Source organism: Maribacter sp. X9 (genome assembly GCF_048537565.1).
Classification (GTDB): domain Bacteria; phylum Bacteroidota; class Bacteroidia; order Flavobacteriales; family Flavobacteriaceae; genus Maribacter.
In genome coordinates this window covers 503,145-523,309 of the sequence record NZ_CP183215.1, presented here as the reverse complement: position 1 = coordinate 523,309, position 20,165 = coordinate 503,145, and the positions used below count along the sequence as shown (strand labels likewise).

General features: G+C 36.8%; 14 protein-coding genes. 12 read left to right on the top strand and 2 right to left on the bottom strand.

The genetic code is table 11. The annotated features are described in order from the left end of the window. The first annotated feature begins 18 nt into the window (after positions 1 to 18). Positions 19 to 690, top strand: a complete 672-nt coding sequence (locus ACNR9Q_RS02165; RefSeq protein ID WP_419212949.1) for a lipoprotein signal peptidase — start codon at positions 19 to 21, stop codon at positions 688 to 690. Here the strand turns inward: ACNR9Q_RS02165 and ACNR9Q_RS02160 are convergent. Continuing rightward, positions 669 to 1,238: a 5-formyltetrahydrofolate cyclo-ligase gene (locus ACNR9Q_RS02160; RefSeq protein WP_419212948.1), complete on the bottom strand. Its 570-nt coding sequence runs from the start codon at positions 1,236 to 1,238 to the stop codon at positions 669 to 671. The genes ACNR9Q_RS02165 and ACNR9Q_RS02160 overlap by 22 nt on opposite strands. A gap of 482 nt (positions 1,239 to 1,720) precedes the next feature. Here ACNR9Q_RS02160 and uvrC point away from each other — a divergent pair, with 482 nt between their 5' ends. The 9 genes from uvrC to ACNR9Q_RS02115 all read left to right on the top strand — a co-directional run bounded on the left by uvrC (position 1,721) and on the right by ACNR9Q_RS02115 (position 14,863). Then, complete coding sequence (uvrC, locus tag ACNR9Q_RS02155; protein WP_419212947.1) at positions 1,721 to 3,511, top strand: excinuclease ABC subunit UvrC; 1,791 nt, start codon at positions 1,721 to 1,723, stop codon at positions 3,509 to 3,511. A gap of 10 nt (positions 3,512 to 3,521) precedes the next feature. Continuing rightward, positions 3,522 to 5,792, top strand: a complete 2,271-nt coding sequence (locus tag ACNR9Q_RS02150; protein WP_419212946.1) for a patatin-like phospholipase family protein — start codon at positions 3,522 to 3,524, stop codon at positions 5,790 to 5,792. 355 nt (positions 5,793 to 6,147) lie between these two features. After that, complete coding sequence (locus ACNR9Q_RS02145) at positions 6,148 to 6,927, top strand: DUF3108 domain-containing protein (RefSeq protein ID WP_419212945.1); 780 nt, start codon at positions 6,148 to 6,150, stop codon at positions 6,925 to 6,927. A gap of 6 nt (positions 6,928 to 6,933) precedes the next feature. Continuing rightward, complete coding sequence (locus ACNR9Q_RS02140) at positions 6,934 to 7,905, top strand: tryptophan 2,3-dioxygenase family protein (RefSeq protein ID WP_419212944.1); 972 nt, start codon at positions 6,934 to 6,936, stop codon at positions 7,903 to 7,905. A gap of 2 nt (positions 7,906 to 7,907) precedes the next feature. Next, complete coding sequence (locus ACNR9Q_RS02135) at positions 7,908 to 9,209, top strand: peptidoglycan DD-metalloendopeptidase family protein (RefSeq protein ID WP_419212943.1); 1,302 nt, start codon at positions 7,908 to 7,910, stop codon at positions 9,207 to 9,209. After that, entirely contained in the window at positions 9,190 to 10,827 is a 1,638-nt protein-coding gene (pgi, locus tag ACNR9Q_RS02130) for a glucose-6-phosphate isomerase (RefSeq protein WP_419212942.1), read from the top strand. The genes ACNR9Q_RS02135 and pgi overlap by 20 nt, the downstream gene beginning before the upstream one ends. Before the next feature lie 170 nt (positions 10,828 to 10,997). After that, positions 10,998 to 13,706 (top strand): TonB-dependent receptor, encoded by a 2,709-nt coding sequence (locus ACNR9Q_RS02125; protein WP_419212941.1) that lies wholly within the window; start codon positions 10,998 to 11,000, stop codon positions 13,704 to 13,706. A gap of 95 nt (positions 13,707 to 13,801) precedes the next feature. Beyond that, positions 13,802 to 14,242, top strand: a complete 441-nt coding sequence (locus tag ACNR9Q_RS02120) for a hypothetical protein (RefSeq protein ID WP_419212940.1) — start codon at positions 13,802 to 13,804, stop codon at positions 14,240 to 14,242. A gap of 24 nt (positions 14,243 to 14,266) precedes the next feature. After that, entirely contained in the window at positions 14,267 to 14,863 is a 597-nt protein-coding gene (locus ACNR9Q_RS02115; protein WP_419212938.1) for a 3-keto-disaccharide hydrolase, read from the top strand. A gap of 13 nt (positions 14,864 to 14,876) precedes the next feature. On the opposite strand, the gene ACNR9Q_RS02110 is transcribed toward ACNR9Q_RS02115, so the two are convergent. Then, the gene (locus ACNR9Q_RS02110) at positions 14,877 to 15,929 is read right to left on the bottom strand and encodes an endonuclease/exonuclease/phosphatase family protein (protein ID WP_419212937.1); all 1,053 of its coding nucleotides are present in this window, start codon (positions 15,927 to 15,929) and stop codon (positions 14,877 to 14,879) included. A 104-nt stretch (positions 15,930 to 16,033) separates the two neighbouring features. On the opposite strand from ACNR9Q_RS02110, the gene ACNR9Q_RS02105 reads away from it, so the two are divergent. Further along, positions 16,034 to 18,775 carry a TonB-dependent receptor gene (locus ACNR9Q_RS02105; RefSeq protein ID WP_419212936.1) on the top strand — a complete coding sequence of 914 codons (2,742 nt, stop codon included), beginning with the start codon at positions 16,034 to 16,036 and terminating at the stop codon, positions 18,773 to 18,775. A gap of 2 nt (positions 18,776 to 18,777) precedes the next feature. Further along, entirely contained in the window at positions 18,778 to 20,163 is a 1,386-nt protein-coding gene (locus ACNR9Q_RS02100; RefSeq protein ID WP_419212934.1) for a DUF5689 domain-containing protein, read from the top strand. Positions 20,164 to 20,165: the final 2 nt, after the last annotated feature.

The following is a 20,165-nucleotide window of genomic DNA, read 5'->3' as shown; positions in this document are numbered from 1 at the left end:
CCTCATTGATTGAAACCCATGAACATTAAAAAATCCGTCCTGTTTATTGTATTCATATTGCTCATAGATCAGTTGAGTAAAATTTATATAAAGACCCATTTTGTTTTAGGAGAATCCGTAGAAGTATTTAGTTGGTTCAAAATTCTTTTTATAGAAAATGAAGGTGCAGCTTGGGGTGCTAAACTGAGCGATATTTTGCCCATTTCAGATGCAATTGGCAAGTTGGTACTTACTATTTTTAGATTGTTTGCCATTTTTGGTATTGGGTATTGGCTTTTTGACGTAATCAAAAAAAAGGCGTCAGCTACCTTAATATGGGCGGTTTCATTAATTTTTGCTGGTGCATTGGGTAATATTTTGGATTCTGTCTTTTATGGGGTGATCTTTAACGAGAGTTATAATGATGTGGCGACCCTTTTTGCAGATGAACCTTATGGAAAATTGTTTTATGGTAAAGTGGTCGACATGCTCTATTTTCCAATGGTAGACACAACATGGCCTAGCTGGGTGCCCGGGTTGGGGGGCAAGAACTTCCGGTTTTTCGAACCTGTTTTTAATATCGCGGATACTGCAATTAGTACTGGAGTTGGGATATTGTTAGTCTTTAATAAAAAAGCGTTTAAAAAGCAAGATGAAGAAAATTCAGCCGATATTGAAGTTGAAACGCGTCATGATGTTTTAAATGAATAAGTTTTGTGAGGTGTTACACAGTAATCTAAAGGGATATCAAAAGCAGATACATCGATAATCTTTTCTTCGGCTTCGAAAAATGAAAGCCCTATTTTTATAACATCGGGTCTGCAATCGTTTAAAAATCGATCATAAAACCCTTTTCCATACCCTATTCTATTTCCAATCGTATCAAAGGCGAGTAAGGGAATAAAGACAGCATCTATTTTTGTGGGTTTTACGGGAAAACCGTCGATGGGTTCCGGTATTCCTAATGGGCTGGTTTGGAATGTGGTGCTGTCAGTAAGTAAATAATGTTCCAATTGTGTTGGTGAACTTATTTTGGGAACTATTACATTTTTATCTAATCCTAGAAGAATAGAAATAATACCTTCTGTTTCAATCTCAGCTTTTTTTTCAATGGGAAGAAAAATATGATAATTCTGAAAATCCCATATGGGTAATTTAAGTACCTCATTTGAAATTAGGATACTTTTTTCAGTAATATCGAATGGACTTAATAAACTACGGAGTTTTGAATATTTTATACGCAAATCATTCTTCAGCATTGTGAAGTAGTTTTGAGTATAAAATTAAAATATTCAATCCTTACCTGCAACGGCAAAAAACACCTTAAAGAATAACATTAAAATGAGATAGGTGCCTAAGGTGATTATATAACTTTCCATAGCTTTTGTCTTGTTTCAGTTTTAAAAATAGGTAAAAAAAATAATAACTTATCCATGAAAAGCACTTTTTTGTCGTTTAACAGCACTTTTTTTAGAAAAAATTAATGTAGTGGTAAATATTAATTAATGTTCGTAAAAGTAACCAGCTAATAATCAATCTGTTATCGATAAAAAGATTTAATGAAATATCGATATGATAAATATATATTCTTGTTTTTTAGGATAATTCATTTAAAAAGGAAATTAATATCAAATCTTTATCTTCAGGTGATTAGCTTTAAAATTGGAATTATCTATATTGAATTTAGTTATCCCACGTAATTTAAATTCATGTTTATAGACTAAATTAGTAGTTCTAAGTTATGTTGGAAATCCCCATTCATATTCAATTAAGTTCATTGCCTACTGGTCCAGGGGTATATCAATTTTTTGATGATAATAATAGTATTCTCTACGTGGGGAAAGCTAAAAATTTAAAGAAAAGGGTATCCTCCTACTTCAATAAAAATCATGAATATGGTAAGACCAGGGTCATGGTCAAAAAAATCAGGGCGATAAAACATATAGTGGTCCCTACCGAATCTGATGCCTTGCTTTTAGAGAACAATTTAATCAAAGAGCTTAGGCCGAGGTACAATGTTTTGTTGAAGGATGATAAATCATATCCTTGGTTATGCCTAAAGAAAGAACGTTTTCCTAGACTCTTCCCAACGCGTAGGGTGATCAAAGATGGTTCTGAATATTATGGTCCGTATACGAGTATGAAAACGGTAAGAACATTATTGGACCTTATCAAGAGTGTATATCCTTTGCGAACGTGTAATTATGATTTGGCTTCTGAGAAAATAAATTCTGGTAAATATAAAGTATGTCTTGAATTTCATCTGGGTAACTGTAAAGGGCCATGTGAAGGGTATCAGTCAATTGGCGATTATGATAGACAAATTGAGGATATCAGGGAAATCGTAAAGGGGAATTTTAAATCTTCTATTAGCTATTTTAAAGGACAAATGAAGCATTTAGCGGCTGAAATGAAATTTGAGGAAGCTCAAAAAATTAAGGACAAGTTAGATGTATTAGAGAATTATCAGGTAAAATCCACGATAGTAAATCCGAAGATCAGTAATGTAGACGTATTCAGCATAATTTCAGATAATTCTTTTGCCTATGTCAACTTTCTTCAGCTTTCACATGGTTCTATTATTCGATCCCACACGATGGAAATTAAAAAGAAGTTGGATGAAAAGGATGATGATTTATTAGAACTGGCCATAGTTGAAATCAGAAGCCGGTTTAATTCCGACTCCAAAGAATTATATGTTCCCTTTACGGTATCCGTACCCCCTGGTTTAAAGGTGACTGTTCCAAAACTTGGGGATAAAAAGCGAATTCTTGAACTTTCTGAGCGTAACGCAAAGTTTTTTAGACAGGAGCGGTTTAACCAGATTAAGATAATCGACCCAGACCGCCATACCAATAGGATTATGGCGCAAATGAAAAAGGATTTGCGTTTATCGGCAGAGCCACGGCATATAGAGTGTTTTGACAATAGTAATATACAAGGAAGTAACCCCGTAGCTGCCTGCGTTGTTTTTAAGGATGGGAAACCTTCAAAGAAAGAATATCGCCATTATAACATTAAAACCGTAATCGGGCCAGATGATTTTGCTTCTATGGAAGAAGTTGTTTACCGCAGGTATAAAAGGTTGATCGAAGAGATGGAGCCCCTACCCCAATTAATCATTATAGATGGTGGAAAAGGACAATTGTCCTCGGCCCTAAAAAGCTTGGATCTTTTAGGGTTAAGGGGTAAGATAGCCATCATTGGTATTGCTAAAAGGTTGGAGGAGATTTATTTCCCCGAAGATCCGATACCCCTCTATTTAGATAAAAAATCTGAGAGTTTAAAGATTATCCAGTTTTTAAGAAACGAAGCACATCGATTTGGTATTACCTTTCATAGGAATAAAAGAAGTAAAGGTGCTATTAATTCTGAATTGGAAGGAATTGAGGGCGTAGGTGAAAAAACCGCGCAGCAACTACTACAAACATTTAAATCTGTGAAGAGAATCAAAGAGGCCTCGATTGACAGTTTAAGTCAAACGGTAGGGCCGTCAAAAGCAAGAAAAATATATGAATCCTTTCATAAATAGTAAATATAGCTTGAGGAACATACTTATATATTTTGCAATTGTCTTGCTGGGTACCGGTATCGTTCATGCACAATCCACGAAGGAAAATAAAAGACCTAAAATAGGATTGGTGCTTAGTGGCGGTGGTGCAAAAGGCATGGCGCATATCGGCGCTCTAAAGGTAATAGAGGAAGCGGGTATAAAGTTAGATTATATAGGGGGTACAAGTATGGGGGCCATTATCGGTGCTTTATACGCTGCAGGATATAATGCCACAGAATTGGATTCCATGTTCAAAGCCACCAATTTCGGAACACTTATTCAGGATAACTTGCCCAGAAGCTCCAAAACCTTTTATGAGAAAGATGATTCTGAGCGCTATTCCTTGGCTTTACCTTTCAATAATTTTAAAGTGTCCGTACCACCGGCATATTCTGGCGGTCAGAATATTTATAACGAACTGGTCAGGCTTTTATATCATGTTAAAGATATCGATGATTTTAAGAAGTTGCCCACGCCTTTTGTTTGTGTGGCGACCGATATTGAAACAGGTAAACAAGTGGTTTTGGATTCTGGATATCTACCTGAGGCTGTTTTGGCAAGTGGCACGCTACCGTCACTTTTCGAACCTTCTATAATCAATGGAAAAGTGTTGATTGACGGCGGGGTAGTCAACAATTATCCTATAGATGAAGTTTTGGCGATGGGTGCCGATATTATTATAGGTGTCGACGTACAACATGGTCTTTCTGATAGGGAAGCATTATTGTCGGCCACCGAGATTTTATTGCAGATCAACAATTATAGGACGGTTGCGGATATGAAGAAAAAATCTGAAAAAACCGATATATATATCAAGCCACAAATTGAGCAATATTCCGTAATTGAATTTAATAAACTAAAAGAAATAGTAAAGAGCGGCGAAGATGCGGCAAAATTAAAATTTGATGAACTGCAAAAATTGGCATCGGATAATTTCAAAGAAAAAAATGCCATTGACGGCATTGAGCCAGCAGATAGAATTTTGGTTAATCGCTTATTGATCGATGGGAATACCAGTCATACAAGAGGATATGTAAAAGGTAAGTTGAGGTTCAATCTCAATGAGCCGATAACTTTTAGAAAACTACAGCAAGGTATTGGGAATTTGGCGGCTACAGGAAATTTCAAAACGATAAGGTATAGACTGGTGACCAATAGCAAAAATGGTGAAGATTTGATATTGCCGTTAGATGAAACTTCTAATAGCACATTTTTAAGGTTAGGGGCCCATTATGACGATTTGTACAAAAGTGCGGCAATTATAAATCTAACCAAACGACGCATATTATCTAGAGACGACGTGGCATCTTTTGACTTTATTTTAGGGGATAATATCCGGTACAATTTTGAGTATTACGTAGATAAGGGAAGTTATTGGAGTTTTGGTGTTAATTCTAGGTTCAATCAATTTGAACAAGAAGTAGATTTTAATGTGATAAGTGACAATTTTAATGTGACGCCGACTACAAGAATAAATACTATTAACCTAGCCGTTTCAGACGTCACCAATCAATTATACATTCAAACTGTGGTAAGGGAGGAATTTTCCTTTACCCTTGGTGCCGAACATAAACTCTTGCAATATAGTACAAGAACTTTCGGAGATATATCGGATACCGAAATTACTTCGAATGCTCCCACCGATGATGGAAGGACGTATTTTGAAAAAAGTGACTATTCGAGTGTCTATGCAGCACTGAAATTGGATACCTATGATGATAAGTACTTTCCTTCACGCGGGCTGTACTTTAACGGCGATATGCATTACTATGTGTTATCGTCTGATTTCAATAACAATTTCAAGGATTTCTCGATATCTAAAGCAAAAATGGGCGCAGCCTTCCCTCTTTTTAAAAATCTATCTTTAAATCTAGAAACAGAAGGGGGATTCAAATTAGGAACCTCCAGTGTAACCTCTTTTGACTTTGCACTCGGTGGTTATGGTACAGATTTCATAAATAATTTCACACCTTTTGTAGGATATGATTTTCTGAGTTTGTCTGGAAACAGTTTCGTAAAGGCTTACGGTAGATTGGATTTTCAATTCGTTAAAAGACATCATGCGCTCTTCACTGCAAATTTTGCCAACGTAGATGATGATTTATTTAGGACCGGCGAATGGTTTGAAGAACCCAAGTATTCAGGCTATGGAATAGGATATGGGTGGGAGTCCTTTCTGGGCCCGGTCAATCTTTTGTATTCTTGGTCCCCTGAAACCGAAAGGTCTCATTTTTTTGTGAGTGTCGGGTATTGGTTTTAGACTCGATAGTGAATGAAATTAGCCCTATAAACTAATCGAATTTCATAAAGTTCTTAATGATTTCATAAATATCATGATGAAGTGTGAATTACTGTTAAGGATATCGTTAAAGTAAGTTAAACCGTACTAAAGGTTTAAAATTGTGCCTTAAATTTACACCAGTTAAGGGGTGGTTCCCTTACAACTTTAAGTAGTGGTTTTTCATAATTTAAAGTTTGGTTGGTTATTTAGGAAAAGCCCAGTTTTAAGACTGGGCTTTTTTTGTGCAATACTTTGGAATAAAATTTGTTTAAGATATTGTAATCATAAGCAAATGAAAAGCGTCAATTGCTACTTTTACCCTAAAGTTATCCCTATGAAAAAAGTCCTTTTACTCTCTTTCTTACTTATGTATATAGGTCTTAACGGTCAAAATACACATTCTGCGTTCGAACCGGGTGAGTGGTTGAAATTTAGGATGCACTATGGTTTTTTAAATGCTAGTTATGCTACTTTACAAGTAAATTCTGCAACGATTGAAGATAAGCAAGTGTATCACGTAGTGGGTCACGGTGAAACTACGGGCGTTGCCAGTTGGTTTTTTAAAGTTGACGATACGTATGAAAGTTACTTTGATAAGAAAGATGGTAAACCCTATCGTTTTGTGCGGAAAATAAATGAAGGGGGCTATACAAAAGATGTAGAAATAAACTTTAATTATCATGAGGCGAATGCTGAACTTAATGATAAGAAAAACAAGAAAAAGCTTAATTTTACATTGCAAGACAGTATTCAGGATTTGATTTCTGCTTTTTATTTTCTTCGGAACAATTATGAAGCTGAAGATTTTGAGGAAGGAAAGGCCGTTACCTTGAAAATGCTTTACGATGATGATGGGGTTTTCAACTTTAAACTAAAGTATTTAGGAAAGGAAATTTTAAATACTAAATATGGCAAGGTAGAATGCTTGAAATTTAGACCCTATGTACAATCGGGCCGCGTGTTCAAGGAGCAGGAAAGTTTATCACTGTGGGTGTCGAACGACGATAATAAAATCCCCGTACGAATTAAGGCCGATTTAGCAGTAGGATCAATAAAGGCCGATTTAGATGGTTATAATGGTCTAAAGCATCAGTTTAAAATTATAATGGATTAACTATAAATGGAAGATAAGGAGCAGATTAAATCCCAAATCTCTAAACTAGAGGAAAAATACAAGGATTCAGGTCAAGATCTCAGCTCTTATTTAGACGGACTATTATATCAACGTTACCTTACCTATTGGGATTATATTCACTTAGATACCCTTTTAAGCCTTCAGGTCCCAAGAACACATTTCCCAGATGAAGAAATTTTCATCATGTACCATCAAATCACAGAACTGTATTTCAAGTTGATTTTACATGAACAAAAACAATTGGTAGATGATAAATCTGACAATCTTAATTTTTTCATAGAAAAGCTTAGAAGGATCAATAGCTATTATACCGCATTGATTTCGTCTTTCGGTATCATGATTAAGGGAATGGAGCGCGAGCAGTTTTTACAATATCGTATGGCGTTACTTCCAGCCAGTGGATTTCAATCTGCGCAATTTAGAATGATTGAAATTTATGCCACCCCCTTAGAAAACTTGGTGCATGTTTCTGATAGATCTCGGTTTTCATCGAATCATTCTGTAGAGGAACTGTACGAGCATATCTACTGGAAAAAAGGAGCCACGGACCTTAGCACAGGCGAAAAGACACTAACGCTAAAACAATTCGAGTATAGGTATACGCCTAGACTGATTAGGATCGCAAAACAAGTTAAAGGTTCCACTATTTACCATAAATATGTAAGTTTGCCAAAAGCTCATAAGGAAAATGGTTCATTGATCGAAGCCTTGAAAACATTGGATGTGAACGCTAATATAAACTGGCAACTAATGCACATGGGTTCGGCCCACCGTTATTTGCGAAAAGAGTCCGGTGATATTGAAGCTACTGGTGGAACAAATTGGAAAGAATATCTTCCGCCTAGTTTTCAAAAAATAGTATTCTTTCCAAATTTATATACAGAACAAGAATTGAATAATTGGGGCAAGCAATGGGTGGACCATTTGTTTAATCCAGATAAAAAAACAGAAAAATAGTAATGCAAAAATATTGGGGCATCATATTGGCATTGACCGCATTGGTATCTTGTAAAGAGGGCGCAGTACAGCAAAATGAGACGGCACAGGAAATTAATATTCCTGAACAACCGAGGGTAAATGAGCAGTTTGGATTTAATCTTGACGAATTTAGTGTGCAGCTAGACACTATAAAATATGGAGATAGTTTTGGAGAGCTGATGCTGAAAAATAAAGTTGACTATCCAAAAATTTCGACGATTTCTGAAAATTTCAAGGATACTTTTGATGTCCGTAAAATTCGGGTAGGTAAGCCATATGTCATTTTGAAATCGAAGGACACTTTGGAACAGGCGCAAATATTCATTTATGAAAACGATGCTATCAACTATACGGTCGTTGATTTTAGGGATAGTGTTAATGTTTATAAAAAAAGAAAGCACGTTAAATATATTCAAAGAGAAGTGTCGGGAATTATTGAGACAAGCTTGTCCGATGCTATCGTTGATCAGGGTATCGATTATAATGTAACCCATAATTTAGCGAATGTATATGCATGGACCATAGATTTTTCAAGGCTGCAAAAACAAGATAAATTTAAGGTAATCTATAGGGAAAAATATATCAATGATACCATCTACGCTGGTGCAGAACCCATTGAAGCAGCCTATTTCGAGCATAATGGCAAGCCTATCTATGCATTTGCCTATGAGAGTGATTCCCTGAACAGCGTTGTGGATTATTTTGATGAGAATGCGAATAATTTACGAAGTACTTTTTTGAAAATGCCAGTTGAATTTGGTAGATTATCATCTCGCTATAATTTAAACAGGAGAATAAAGTATTACGGGTACAAAGTGCGACCACATAAAGGTACCGATTTTGCAGCTCCGATAGGAACACCCATTATGGCTACCGCAGATGGTACAGTAGAAGAGTCTACTAGACGTGGAGGTAATGGTAAGTATGTAAAGATCAGGCATAATGGAACGTATTCAACCCAATACTTACATATGAAAGCTCAAAAAGTTAAAAAAGGCCAGTTTGTGCGTCAAGGCGATGTCATTGGTTGGGTCGGGATGACTGGGAACACCGGAGGGCCACATGTGTGTTATCGTTTTTGGAAGAATGGTAAACAGGTGGATCCGTTAAGGGAAGAATTACCTAAAGCGGAACCTTTACAGGATTCATTAAAACCAGACTATTTTACCTATATATCGACAGTTAAGGAAAAATTGGACTGTATAATATATCCGACCATAAAATTGGAAGAAGACGAGGATTTACTAACATTTAATCATGACGATGGCACTAAACAAAATTAACCCGACCCAAACCGAAATTTGGAATAAACTTACCGATCATTATAACGAAACCAAGGATCTGCATCTCAGAAGCATGTTCGCTTCGGATGCTAAAAGGGCAGAGAAGTTTACACTTCTATGGAACGATTTTCTTTTTGATTATTCAAAGAACAGAATTACGCCAGAAACCAAGAAGCTGTTATTGCAACTAGCAGAAGAAGTAAAACTCAGTGATGCCATAAAAAAATACTTTGAAGGGGATGGTATTAACGAAACCGAAGGCAGGGCTGTATTACATACGGCGCTAAGGGCAAAGAAGAATGATTCGGTTCTGGTAGAAGGGGTTAACGTTATGCCAGAGGTTTATGCGGTAAAGGAGCATATTAAGAAATTCACCAACGCAGTTATTAAAGGAGATTTAAAAGGATTTACAGGCAAACCTTTTACCGATGTGGTAAATATAGGTATAGGTGGATCCGATCTAGGTCCGGCGATGGTTGTAGAAGCTTTGAAATTCTATAAGAACCAATTGAACGTTCATTTTGTAAGTAATGTAGACGGGGATCATGTACATGAAGTTTTAAAAGTATTGGATCCTGAAACAACTTTATTTGTAGTGGTTTCAAAAACCTTTACCACACAAGAGACGTTAAGTAATGCCACAACTATAAAAAAATGGTTTTTAGAGCATGCCTCCCAAAACGATATCGCAAAGCATTTTGCTGCGGTATCTACCAATACCGAGAAAATTGCGGAGTTCGGAATCGATGAGGCAAATGTATTCCCTATGTGGGATTGGGTAGGTGGACGATTTTCCCTGTGGAGTGCGGTAGGCTTGACCATAGCTTTGGCGGTCGGATATGATAATTTTGATGCGTTATTGGACGGTGCCTATGAAACCGACATACATTTTAGGGATACCGATTTTTCCGAGAATATTCCGGTTATTATGGCTCTTTTAAGTGTTTGGTACAATAATTTTTATGAAGCTGAGACCGAAGCCATTATACCTTACGCTCAATATTTGAGTAGATTTTCCGCTTATTTGCAGCAGGGAATTATGGAAAGTAATGGTAAAAGTGTAGATCGCTCGGGTAATACCGTAGGTTATGAAACCGGAACCATTATTTGGGGCGAACCTGGTACTAATTCGCAACATGCATTTTTCCAGTTGATACACCAAGGCACGAAATTGATTCCAACTGATTTTATTGGGTTCAAGCATTCTTTGCATGCAGACAAAGACCATCACGATAAGTTAATGGCGAATTATTTTGCCCAGACCGAGGCATTAATGAACGGTAAAACGAAGGCCGAAGTTATCGAAGAATTAAAATCTAAAAAGCTATCGGAAAAAGAAATTGATGAACTTGCCCCATTTAAAGTTTTTACAGGAAACAAACCGACCAATACAATTTTGATAGATAAACTAACACCTAAAAGCTTGGGCTCGTTAATTGCGCTTTATGAGCATAAAATCTTTGTACAGGGTGTTATATGGAATATATTCAGTTATGATCAATGGGGTGTAGAGTTGGGGAAACAACTCGCAGGAACTATTCTTAATGACATCCAAAGTTCGGAAATATCGAAACACGACAGTTCAACATTGCGACTTCTTCAGCATTTTAAGAAATAATTTAAGGTATTGACAAGATTCGCCAAAATGAGATAACTAATTCATTTACAGCTCTATTTTATCATTTTTTCGGGTATTTTTGCAATGCTGATTTAACGTTGCCTTAACGTTCGAGGTCTAAAAATAAAAGACTTTTGCAGCAAGTTAAAAACTAACAAATACTTGAACAAATGAAAAAAATGTACTTTGCGATTGCGGCATTTTTAATGACCGTAACTGCTTTTTCTCAAGGAACGATTACAGGTACCATTTTAGATGGGGAAACCAGCACTCCTTTGCCAGGAGCAACAGTAATGGTAAAAGGAACTACTAATGGTACTTCCTCTGATTTTGATGGGAATTTCACAATAGAGGTGAGTTCTTCGACTGGAACTTTAGTGGTTTCCTATATTGGATTTAATTCGAAGCAAATTCAATTTACATCAACCGGTAATATTGGTTCTATAGTTTTAGAACCTAATGCTGAAGAATTAGAAGGTGTTGTAGTGACTGGTGTACAGGATATTGCCAAGGACCGTAAAACTCCCGTTGCTGTTTCGACAATAAAAGCCGAAGAAATACAAATGAAATTAGGGTCCCAAGAATTTCCAGAATTATTAAATACTACTCCTTCTATTTATGCTACTAAATCTGGTGGTGGTTTTGGTGATGCGCGTGTAAATATTCGTGGTTTTAACACCAATAACTCTGCAGTAATGATTAATGGTGTGCCCGTAAATGATATGGAAAATGGTCAGGTGTATTGGAGTAACTGGGCGGGTCTTTCTGATGTTACTTCCGCAATACAGGTTCAAAGAGGTTTAGGTTCTTCTAAATTGGCAGTTTCTTCGGTTGGAGGTACCATAAATGTAGTTACCAAAACCTCTTTAAACGCAGAAGGTGGTGCAATTGGTGGAACAGTAGGTAATGATGGTTACGTAAAAACATTGGCTTCTTATTCTTCAGGTCTCTTAGAAAATGGTTTTTCAGCTTCTATGTTAATCAGTAGAACTGGTGGTAGCATGTATGCTGAAGGTACTAAGTTTGAAGGTTATAATTTCTTTATGGGATTGGGCTATACTAAAGGTGATCATAGTTTAGAATTTATGGTTACTGGAGCTCCACAATGGCACCATCAGAGAGATTTTGCTCCTACTATTTCAGATTATATCACTTACGGCGATGGAGATGGTGAGCCAAATAGAAAGTATAACAGTGATTTTGGTTACCTAAATGGTAAAGAGTATAGTTTTAGACGTAATTTTTATCATAAGCCAGTAATTAGTTTGAACTGGAATTGGAAGTTAAGTGATAAAACAACATTAGAAACTTCTACCTATGCTTCATTTGGACGTGGTGGGGGAACAGGGGAAATTGGCCGTGCTGCTGGTGCAAGACAATACGATGGTCGTTGGAAAACTGCTGATGGATTGGTTGATGTAGATCGTATTTTTGCCTATAACATCGGTCAGCCCGTACAATTTGACGGTGCTACCGTTCAGCGTCAGCAAGTAAATGGTTTATATGTGAACCAAGGTGTTAATGATCGTTCTGATACTAATGGTATTTCAAGAAGAGCTTCTGTAAATTCGCATAACTGGTATGGTATTTTGGCAAACTTTAATAACCGTATTTCTAATGACTTGACCATTGATTTTGGTGTAGATCTTAGAAAATATAAGGGTTATCACTATAGAAGGGTGAATGATCGTTTGGGCGCAGACGCATATTTAGAAACCGATAACCTTAACGATCCTGATCAATTATTCTTTGAAACCTATAGTGCAAACCAACCATGGTGGGTATTCGGTAATATAGATGATGAAGAAAAAATTGATTACTACAATACAGGTTTGGTAAATTGGTTGGGTATTTTTGGGCAAGTGGAATATAATTTTACTGAAGATATTACCGGTTTCGTTCAAGGAGCATTATCGAATCAAGGTTTTGCAAGAGAAGAGTTTTTCAATGAAGTTCCAGCTGAGAAAACTGATTATGAGAATATCTTAGGAGGAAATATTAAAGGTGGACTTAACTGGAACGTAGATGCGCATAATAACTTTTTCGTAAATGCGGGTTACTATTCTAAGCAGCCTTTATTTGATGCCGTTTATATTGATTTCGGAAACAATTTAAATCCTAATTTGACCAATGAAAAAATTGTAGGATTAGAATTAGGGTATGGTTATAGAAGCTCAAAGTTTAGAGGTAATATCAACCTTTACAGAACAAGTTGGAAAGACAGGTTTGAAAGGGTAAGTGCAACATTTAATTCTGGTCAACCAGATGAAATTAGAGGAAACGCTAATCTTTTAGGTATTTCTCAAGTGCACACAGGTATAGAAATGGATGGGAGATTCCAGGCTAGTGATAAGTTTGGTCTTAACGGAATGATTTCAATTGGTAACTACGAATATAGTGATGATGTAACTGCTACATATTTTGACAATAATCAACAACCAATAGTTATTGGTGGCGTTGAACAACAAGAAACTTTGGCTTTAGATGGTGTTAAAGTAGGTGACGCTGCTCAACTTACTGCATTCATTGGTGCTGACTATACGATTTTAAATAACTTAAGCCTAGATTTTGGATATCGTTTTGCTGATAATTTATATGCAGCTTTTGATGCTACCGATGTTGGTCCTGAAGGTGCTCTGAAATTACCTTCGTTCGGTCTTGCAGATGCAGGTGCTACATTCAGAGTTCCTTTTGATGATAAAATGTTAAGTTTTAGATTGAACGTAAATAATGTGTTCGATACTACTTATATAGCTGAATCGGATACCAATATCTTTGCACAACCAGGTGATGACACCTATGATGGTATAAGTACCTCTAACCGAGTATTTTTTGGTTTCGGAACTACTTGGAATTTTAGCGCAAGATTGAATTTTTAAACTATTGAGGGTATTATTTTATAAACCCTGCCAGCCGGCAGGGTTTTTTTATGCTCAAAATTCAGTACTTTTAGCAACCTTAAAAACATAAAAGAATGTACGAAACTATTCAAATGCTCCATTCCTATTTGGCTTATATAGCATTGGCCATTTTATTCTTGGCCGTTGCCAATGCCATTTCAGGATTGATTTCCAAAAGAATATTTACAATGAACAAAGACTTACGTCTAAGTCTCTTCACATTGATTTTATGCCATATTCAACTTTTGGTAGGGCTTGTACTTTATTTTGTATCACCAAGTGGTTTTAGTGCCATACAAGAGTTTGGCATGGGAGGTTTGACATCGGCAGCAAGGTTACTCGCGGTAGAACATCCTTTTATTAATATTTTGGCCATAGTTTCCATAACGGTAGGCTGGTCACGCCATAAGAAATTCGTCGAAGGAGATAAAAAGTTTAAAAGTATCGCCATATTTTATGGAATTGGATTATTACTTATTTTAAGTAGGATTCCTTGGGCACAATGGTTTAATTAATAGGTATAGGATATAAACAAACGCATGAAAAAGTATAGTATAGTAGTGTTGACCGTGCTTCTTAGCACAGGATTATTTGCTCAGAAAAAGGAATTGTTCAATGGTAAGGGTTTAGAAGGTTGGACCGTTTATGGCACCGAGAAATGGTATGTAGAAGATGGACTTTTAATTTGTGAAAGTGGTTCAGATGCCGGTTATGGATATTTAGCCACCGATAAGCACTACAAAAACTTTATTCTTGATTTGGATTTTAAGCAAGAGGCCGATGGTAATAGCGGGGTCTTCATTAGGTCTACTGTAGACGGTACTACGGTCAGTGGTTGGCAAGTAGAGGTTGCCCCTCCTGGTTATTTTACTGGGGGTATTTATGAATCCTATGGGAGAAATTGGTTAATACAACCCGATTTAGAAAAGGACAAAGCCTTAAAGTTTGGAGATTGGAACCATATGAAGATTAAAGTTGATGGCGATAAAGTAACGTCTTGGCTGAACGGAACCGAAATGGTTAGTCTTACAGATGATATTATTGGTGCCGGTGAAGGATCCATTTTACTTCAAATCCATGATGGAGGCGGTATTAAGGTAAAGTGGAAGAATATTGAAATTAAAGAGCTGGAATAGTTTTATCAAAAACCTATTTTTTGGTAAGCATTGATTCTTTAATCAAATAAAGATAAACAGGAAAATGGTCGCTATAACCCCCAATATAGCTACCTCCGGCATAGGTGCGTAGCGGATAGCCTTTATATTTCCCTTTGGGGTCGATCAAATAGTCAGCAGTAAAAATATCGGCTTTCCAAAAGCTATATGATTGCCTTTGTTCGTCAATAAGATTAGACGTCATATAAAGTTGATCAAATAGATTCCATTTGTCTCTATACGCCAACGATCCTTTTCCTTTTTTAAAGATTTTTTCCATGGGGCCATAAAGGCCAAGTGAGTCTAATTTTTTTACGTTCCCGTTGACTTTTAATATTTTTTTAAAACTGTCATTGATCGGGTCGTCGTTAAAATCGCCCATACCAATGATTTTGGCGGATGGATCTTGTCTTTTGACCGAATCAATAATTCGTCTATTCAGTTTTGCTGCCGCTAACCTATAGGGTCTGCTTCTCGCTTCTCCACCACTTCTCGAAGGCCAATGGTTTACTAGAAAATATATCTTTTCATTATCCAATAAGCCTTCAACAATGAGTTGGTCACGGGTATAATTACGCTCACCTTCATCATTGAAAAGTAATAACCTATGGCTATTGAAATTGACCGGAATAAAGGCATCTTTCTTGTATAACAACCCAACATCGATACCACGCTCATCAGGGGAATCGAAATGGATAATTCCATAATTCGAATTGACTAAATTTTTATGTTGTACCAAATCTTGTACTACCTTCATATTTTCCACTTCACAGATTCCAACAATATCGGGGGAGGTAGTATTGGATATCGCACCAATTTCCGAAATCACTTTCGACATATTCGCTATTTTATGCCAATAGCGCTCTTCGGTCCAGTTATCCTTACCATTCGGTGTCCTATCATCATCAAAGATCAAGGTATCGTTTTTGGTATCAAATAGGTTTTCAAGATTGTAAAATGCAATGGTCCTAATTTGATAGGTGCGTTTCTCTTGAGAAAATAGTCCGGTATGGAGCAATAGTAGAAAATAGAATAGGATAGGCTTCACGAAGGTTGTTATAACGTAATTATGTACTAGTATACGGAATTTTTACCTGAATTATTTCATAATAGTTATCTTAATGCTTTGGCAGTAAGGTGTTAAGCTTAACTATGAGAAGAATTTTTTTATTTGCACTATTGTTTTTCCAAAGTATTCTAATACGCTCACAGGACATTTCGGTCATCAAAGGATTGGTAAAGGAGATTGCTACGGAAGATGGGATTGCCAATGCGGATTTGACGTTGGAAGGCGGAGCATCGCTTGGCATTACCTCGGCTTCAGGTGAGTTTAGTGTTGAAGTTTCTTTGATCGGGGACTATATACTGCAAGTTTCTGCACCTGACTTTACGGTTAAGCGTATTCCTATTTTTTTGGAAGGGAAGGTGGTTGATTTGGGTTCTATCTATTTGGAACGGGATATCACTTTTGAAAAATCGATTAATCTGGTAAATCTCTCAGAAGACGAACTATTAGATGATGAGGTAAGTTCCAATGCATTGGCATTACTCCAATCTACAAAGGACGTTTTCCTCAATAGGGCCGCTTTTGATTTCGGACAGGCATTTTTTCGGGTTAGGGGATATGATTCACAATATGGTGAAGTATTGCTGAATGGAATGCCCATGAACAAAATGTTCGATGGAAGGCCTCAATGGAATAATTGGGGAGGGCTTAACGACGTAATAAGAAATCAGGAATATGCTAATGGTTTGAGTGCTTCGGCATTTACTTTTGGTGGCGTTTTAGGAAATACCAATATAGATTTGCGTCCGTCGGGGTTAAGGCCGGGAATCAGAATATCTTCTTCAGCCTCGAATAGAACTTATACCGGTAGGATAATGACCACCTATAATTCTGGACTAAAAAACAAGAAATTCGCATATATTTTATCCGCGTCAAGAAGATGGGCTAAAGAAGGTTATATAGAGGGCACATTATACGACGCTTATTCAGTATATGGTTCTATGGAATATCTCTTAAATCAAAAGAATACTATTTCTTTTACGGCGATACTGGCGTCTAATAGAAGGGGGCGCTCTTCTGCGATTACCGAAGAGGTTTTTGAATTACAAGGAAATCGCTATAATCCGTATTGGGGTTACCAAAACGGAAAAATCAGGAATTCTAGGGAAAGGAATATAAAAGAACCACTCTTTCTTTTAAATTATGTTCATGAATCTAAAGGGTTAAGAATAAATGCGGGGTTAGGATACCAAACAGGGAGCAATAAAAGAAGCAGGTTGGGGTATTTTAATGCGCCAAATCCAGACCCCACGTATTACAGGTATTTGCCAAGTTTTTATATCAATAGCCCTATAGGGGCTAATTTTGAAAGTGCCCTTGGGGCAAAAGAAGGTTTTCTCGAAAGTCCGCAATTAAATTGGGATAACGTATACAGGGCAAATACAAGTCTATCACAAGATGGTAAAGCAGCTTACGTTCTTTATGATGATTCAACAAAGGATGATCAATTCACCGCAAGGATAAATTCGAATATTGATTTAAATAGCCATCTCAGATGGGATCTAGGAATTACATTTAGGAATTTGATTTCCCATAATTTCGCTCAAATAGATGATTTGTTAGGGGCCGATTTCCACGAGGATATTGACCCATTTTCCGAAACCCTTAATTCCATTGGTTTGCAGGTCAATAAACAAGAGGGCGATATTTTTAATTACAATTACGAATTAATGGGCAAAAACCTAGATTTCTATTCCCAACTTAATTGGAATTTTAATGGTTTAAATGGGTTCGTTTCTGGGAAATATAGCATTGATGATTACCAAAGAAATGGCTTGTTCCAAAATGAACGATTTATAAATAATTCGCTCGGAGAAAGTGAACGTATTAACTTTTCAAATTGGTCCTTGAAGACGGGTTCAACGTTTCATATAACAGGTCGACATTGGGTCTCGGCTAGCGCGGCGTATATGAATAGGGCACCTGTGCTTCAAAATGTGTTTATCAATCCGAGGGAATCGAATGTTAGTGTGCCCGATTTACAGAGCGAGAAAATTACTTCTATTGATGCCAATTATTTTATACGGATGCCAAACCTCACCGGAAGAATTACGGGATATTATACACGTTTTCAAAACACTACCGATATTAATTTCTTTTTTGTGGATGCGGGTGTGGGTTCAGATTTTGTGCAGGAGGTTTTGACCGATTTAGATAAATTGCATTTAGGAACTGAAGTAGGTTTGGAGTATCAATTATCAAGTGCCGTGAAAGTGTCCTTGGTTTCTTCCATTGCAAAATACTTGTATGCCAGCGATCCATTTGTAACGATAAATTTCGATACGGCCGCGGCCGATGAGGAATTGATAGATGTGAGCGGATCAAAGTCTTTAGGGCAAGCCGCTATCAAAGGCTATAAACTGGCACAGGGACCTCAAAAAGCGATTGCAGCAGGAATAGAATATAGAGATCCGAAATATTGGTGGGTTAGTGCAACTGCGAATTATTTAGCCAATAATTATGCGAACATTTCTACAATAACTAGAACTGAAAGTTTTTTAATTGATCCTGAAACCGGAGTTAAGTTTCCAGACGCTACCCAAGAAAATGTTCTAAAATTGTTGGAACAAAAACCGCTGGATAATTTTTACCTATTAAACCTCGTAGGTGGAAAATCTTGGTTGAAAAAGGGGAAATATATCAGTGTCTTTGCGAGTATTAATAATGTCTTTGACACCAAGTTCAGAACCGGGGGATATGAGCAAAGCAGGAATGGTAACTATGGTCAATTAAAACAGGATAATTTTAGTGGAAATCCGTCTTTTGCCCCAAAATATTGGTATGGTTTCGGCCGTACCTACTTTATCAATTTGGCCTATAGTTTTTAAATATGAATCATTTAAAAATGAACATAAAATCCAATTTCAGATTGAACTTCTTGATAACCAGTATAGGTCTCATTCTATTGGGTTGTGTAAAGGACAGGGATTTTAAAAAACCAAGTTTAGTTTGTACCGATGAAAACCTTACTAATATAAGTATCTCAGAATTAAAGGAAGTATATGCGGATCAAACCATTCAAATTCAAGAAGATTGGGTCGTTGAAGGATATGTAGCATCTTCTGATAAGGAGGGAAATTTTTTTAACGTGCTTTATTTTCAGGATAAACCCAGCAAACCTACCCAAGGTTTACACATAGAATTTGAACTTAGAGATTCCCATTTATTCTTTGATATTGGGCAACATATTTTCATAAAACTAAAGGGACTTTATCTGGGTAAATCAAAAGGGGTTTTTAAGATTGGCGGTGTGTTCACTTCTTTCGGGAATACCAGCGTAGGCCGGTTGCCCAATAGTGTGGTTTATGATCATATTTTACTATCCTGTGATACCAATAGCGGCATTGAACCGACTTCTGTTTCAATAACGGCATTGAATGAATCAATGGTCGGTACTTTGGTGAAAATCGATAATGTAGAATTTATGCAGGACGAAGTTGGAAAACCGTTTGCATTGGTAGCTGAGGAGACGAAAAGGAATTTAACGGACTGTGATGATAATGAATTGATTCTCTTGAATAGTGGGTATTCAGATTTTCAAGACCATCCTATACCGGAGGAAAGTGGAGCTATAACAGGAATCTTATCGGTAGAGGGTGATGAGTTACAGTTAATCATTAGAGATTTGAATGATTTAGAGTTTGATTTAGAACGATGTGAGGATTTAGTTGATGAATTTACTTCTGATGCCATAGTAATATCAGAATTGGCGGATCCAGACAATAATGCTGGGGCAAGGTTTGTAGAGCTCTATAATTCCGCAGATGAAACATTGTCTTTAAAAGGATGGAGCTTGGTACGGTATACAAATGCAAATACTACCGTAAGTTCTAGTATTGACCTATCGGATTATAGCATACAGGGCCATGGACTTTTGGTTGTTTCACCAAATGCTACTGAGTTTGAGGTAGTTTATAATCGTGTGCCAGATATTGTTGTTGGTACAAATTCACCGGCAGATTCCAATGGAGACGATAATATAGTATTATTGGATCCTTTTGGAACTGTAATCGATATTTTTGGTGTTATAGGTGAGGATGGTAGCGGTACTAATCATGAATTTGAAGACGGTAGGGCGGTTCGAAAAATAGATGTGGTAAAAGGTAATTCTTTATTCACTCCAAATGAGTGGCAAGTATTTAATGATACGGGTGGGGCCGGGACTGTAAATTCACCCCAAAATGCTCCTATGGATTTTTCCCCGGGAATCCGATAAAT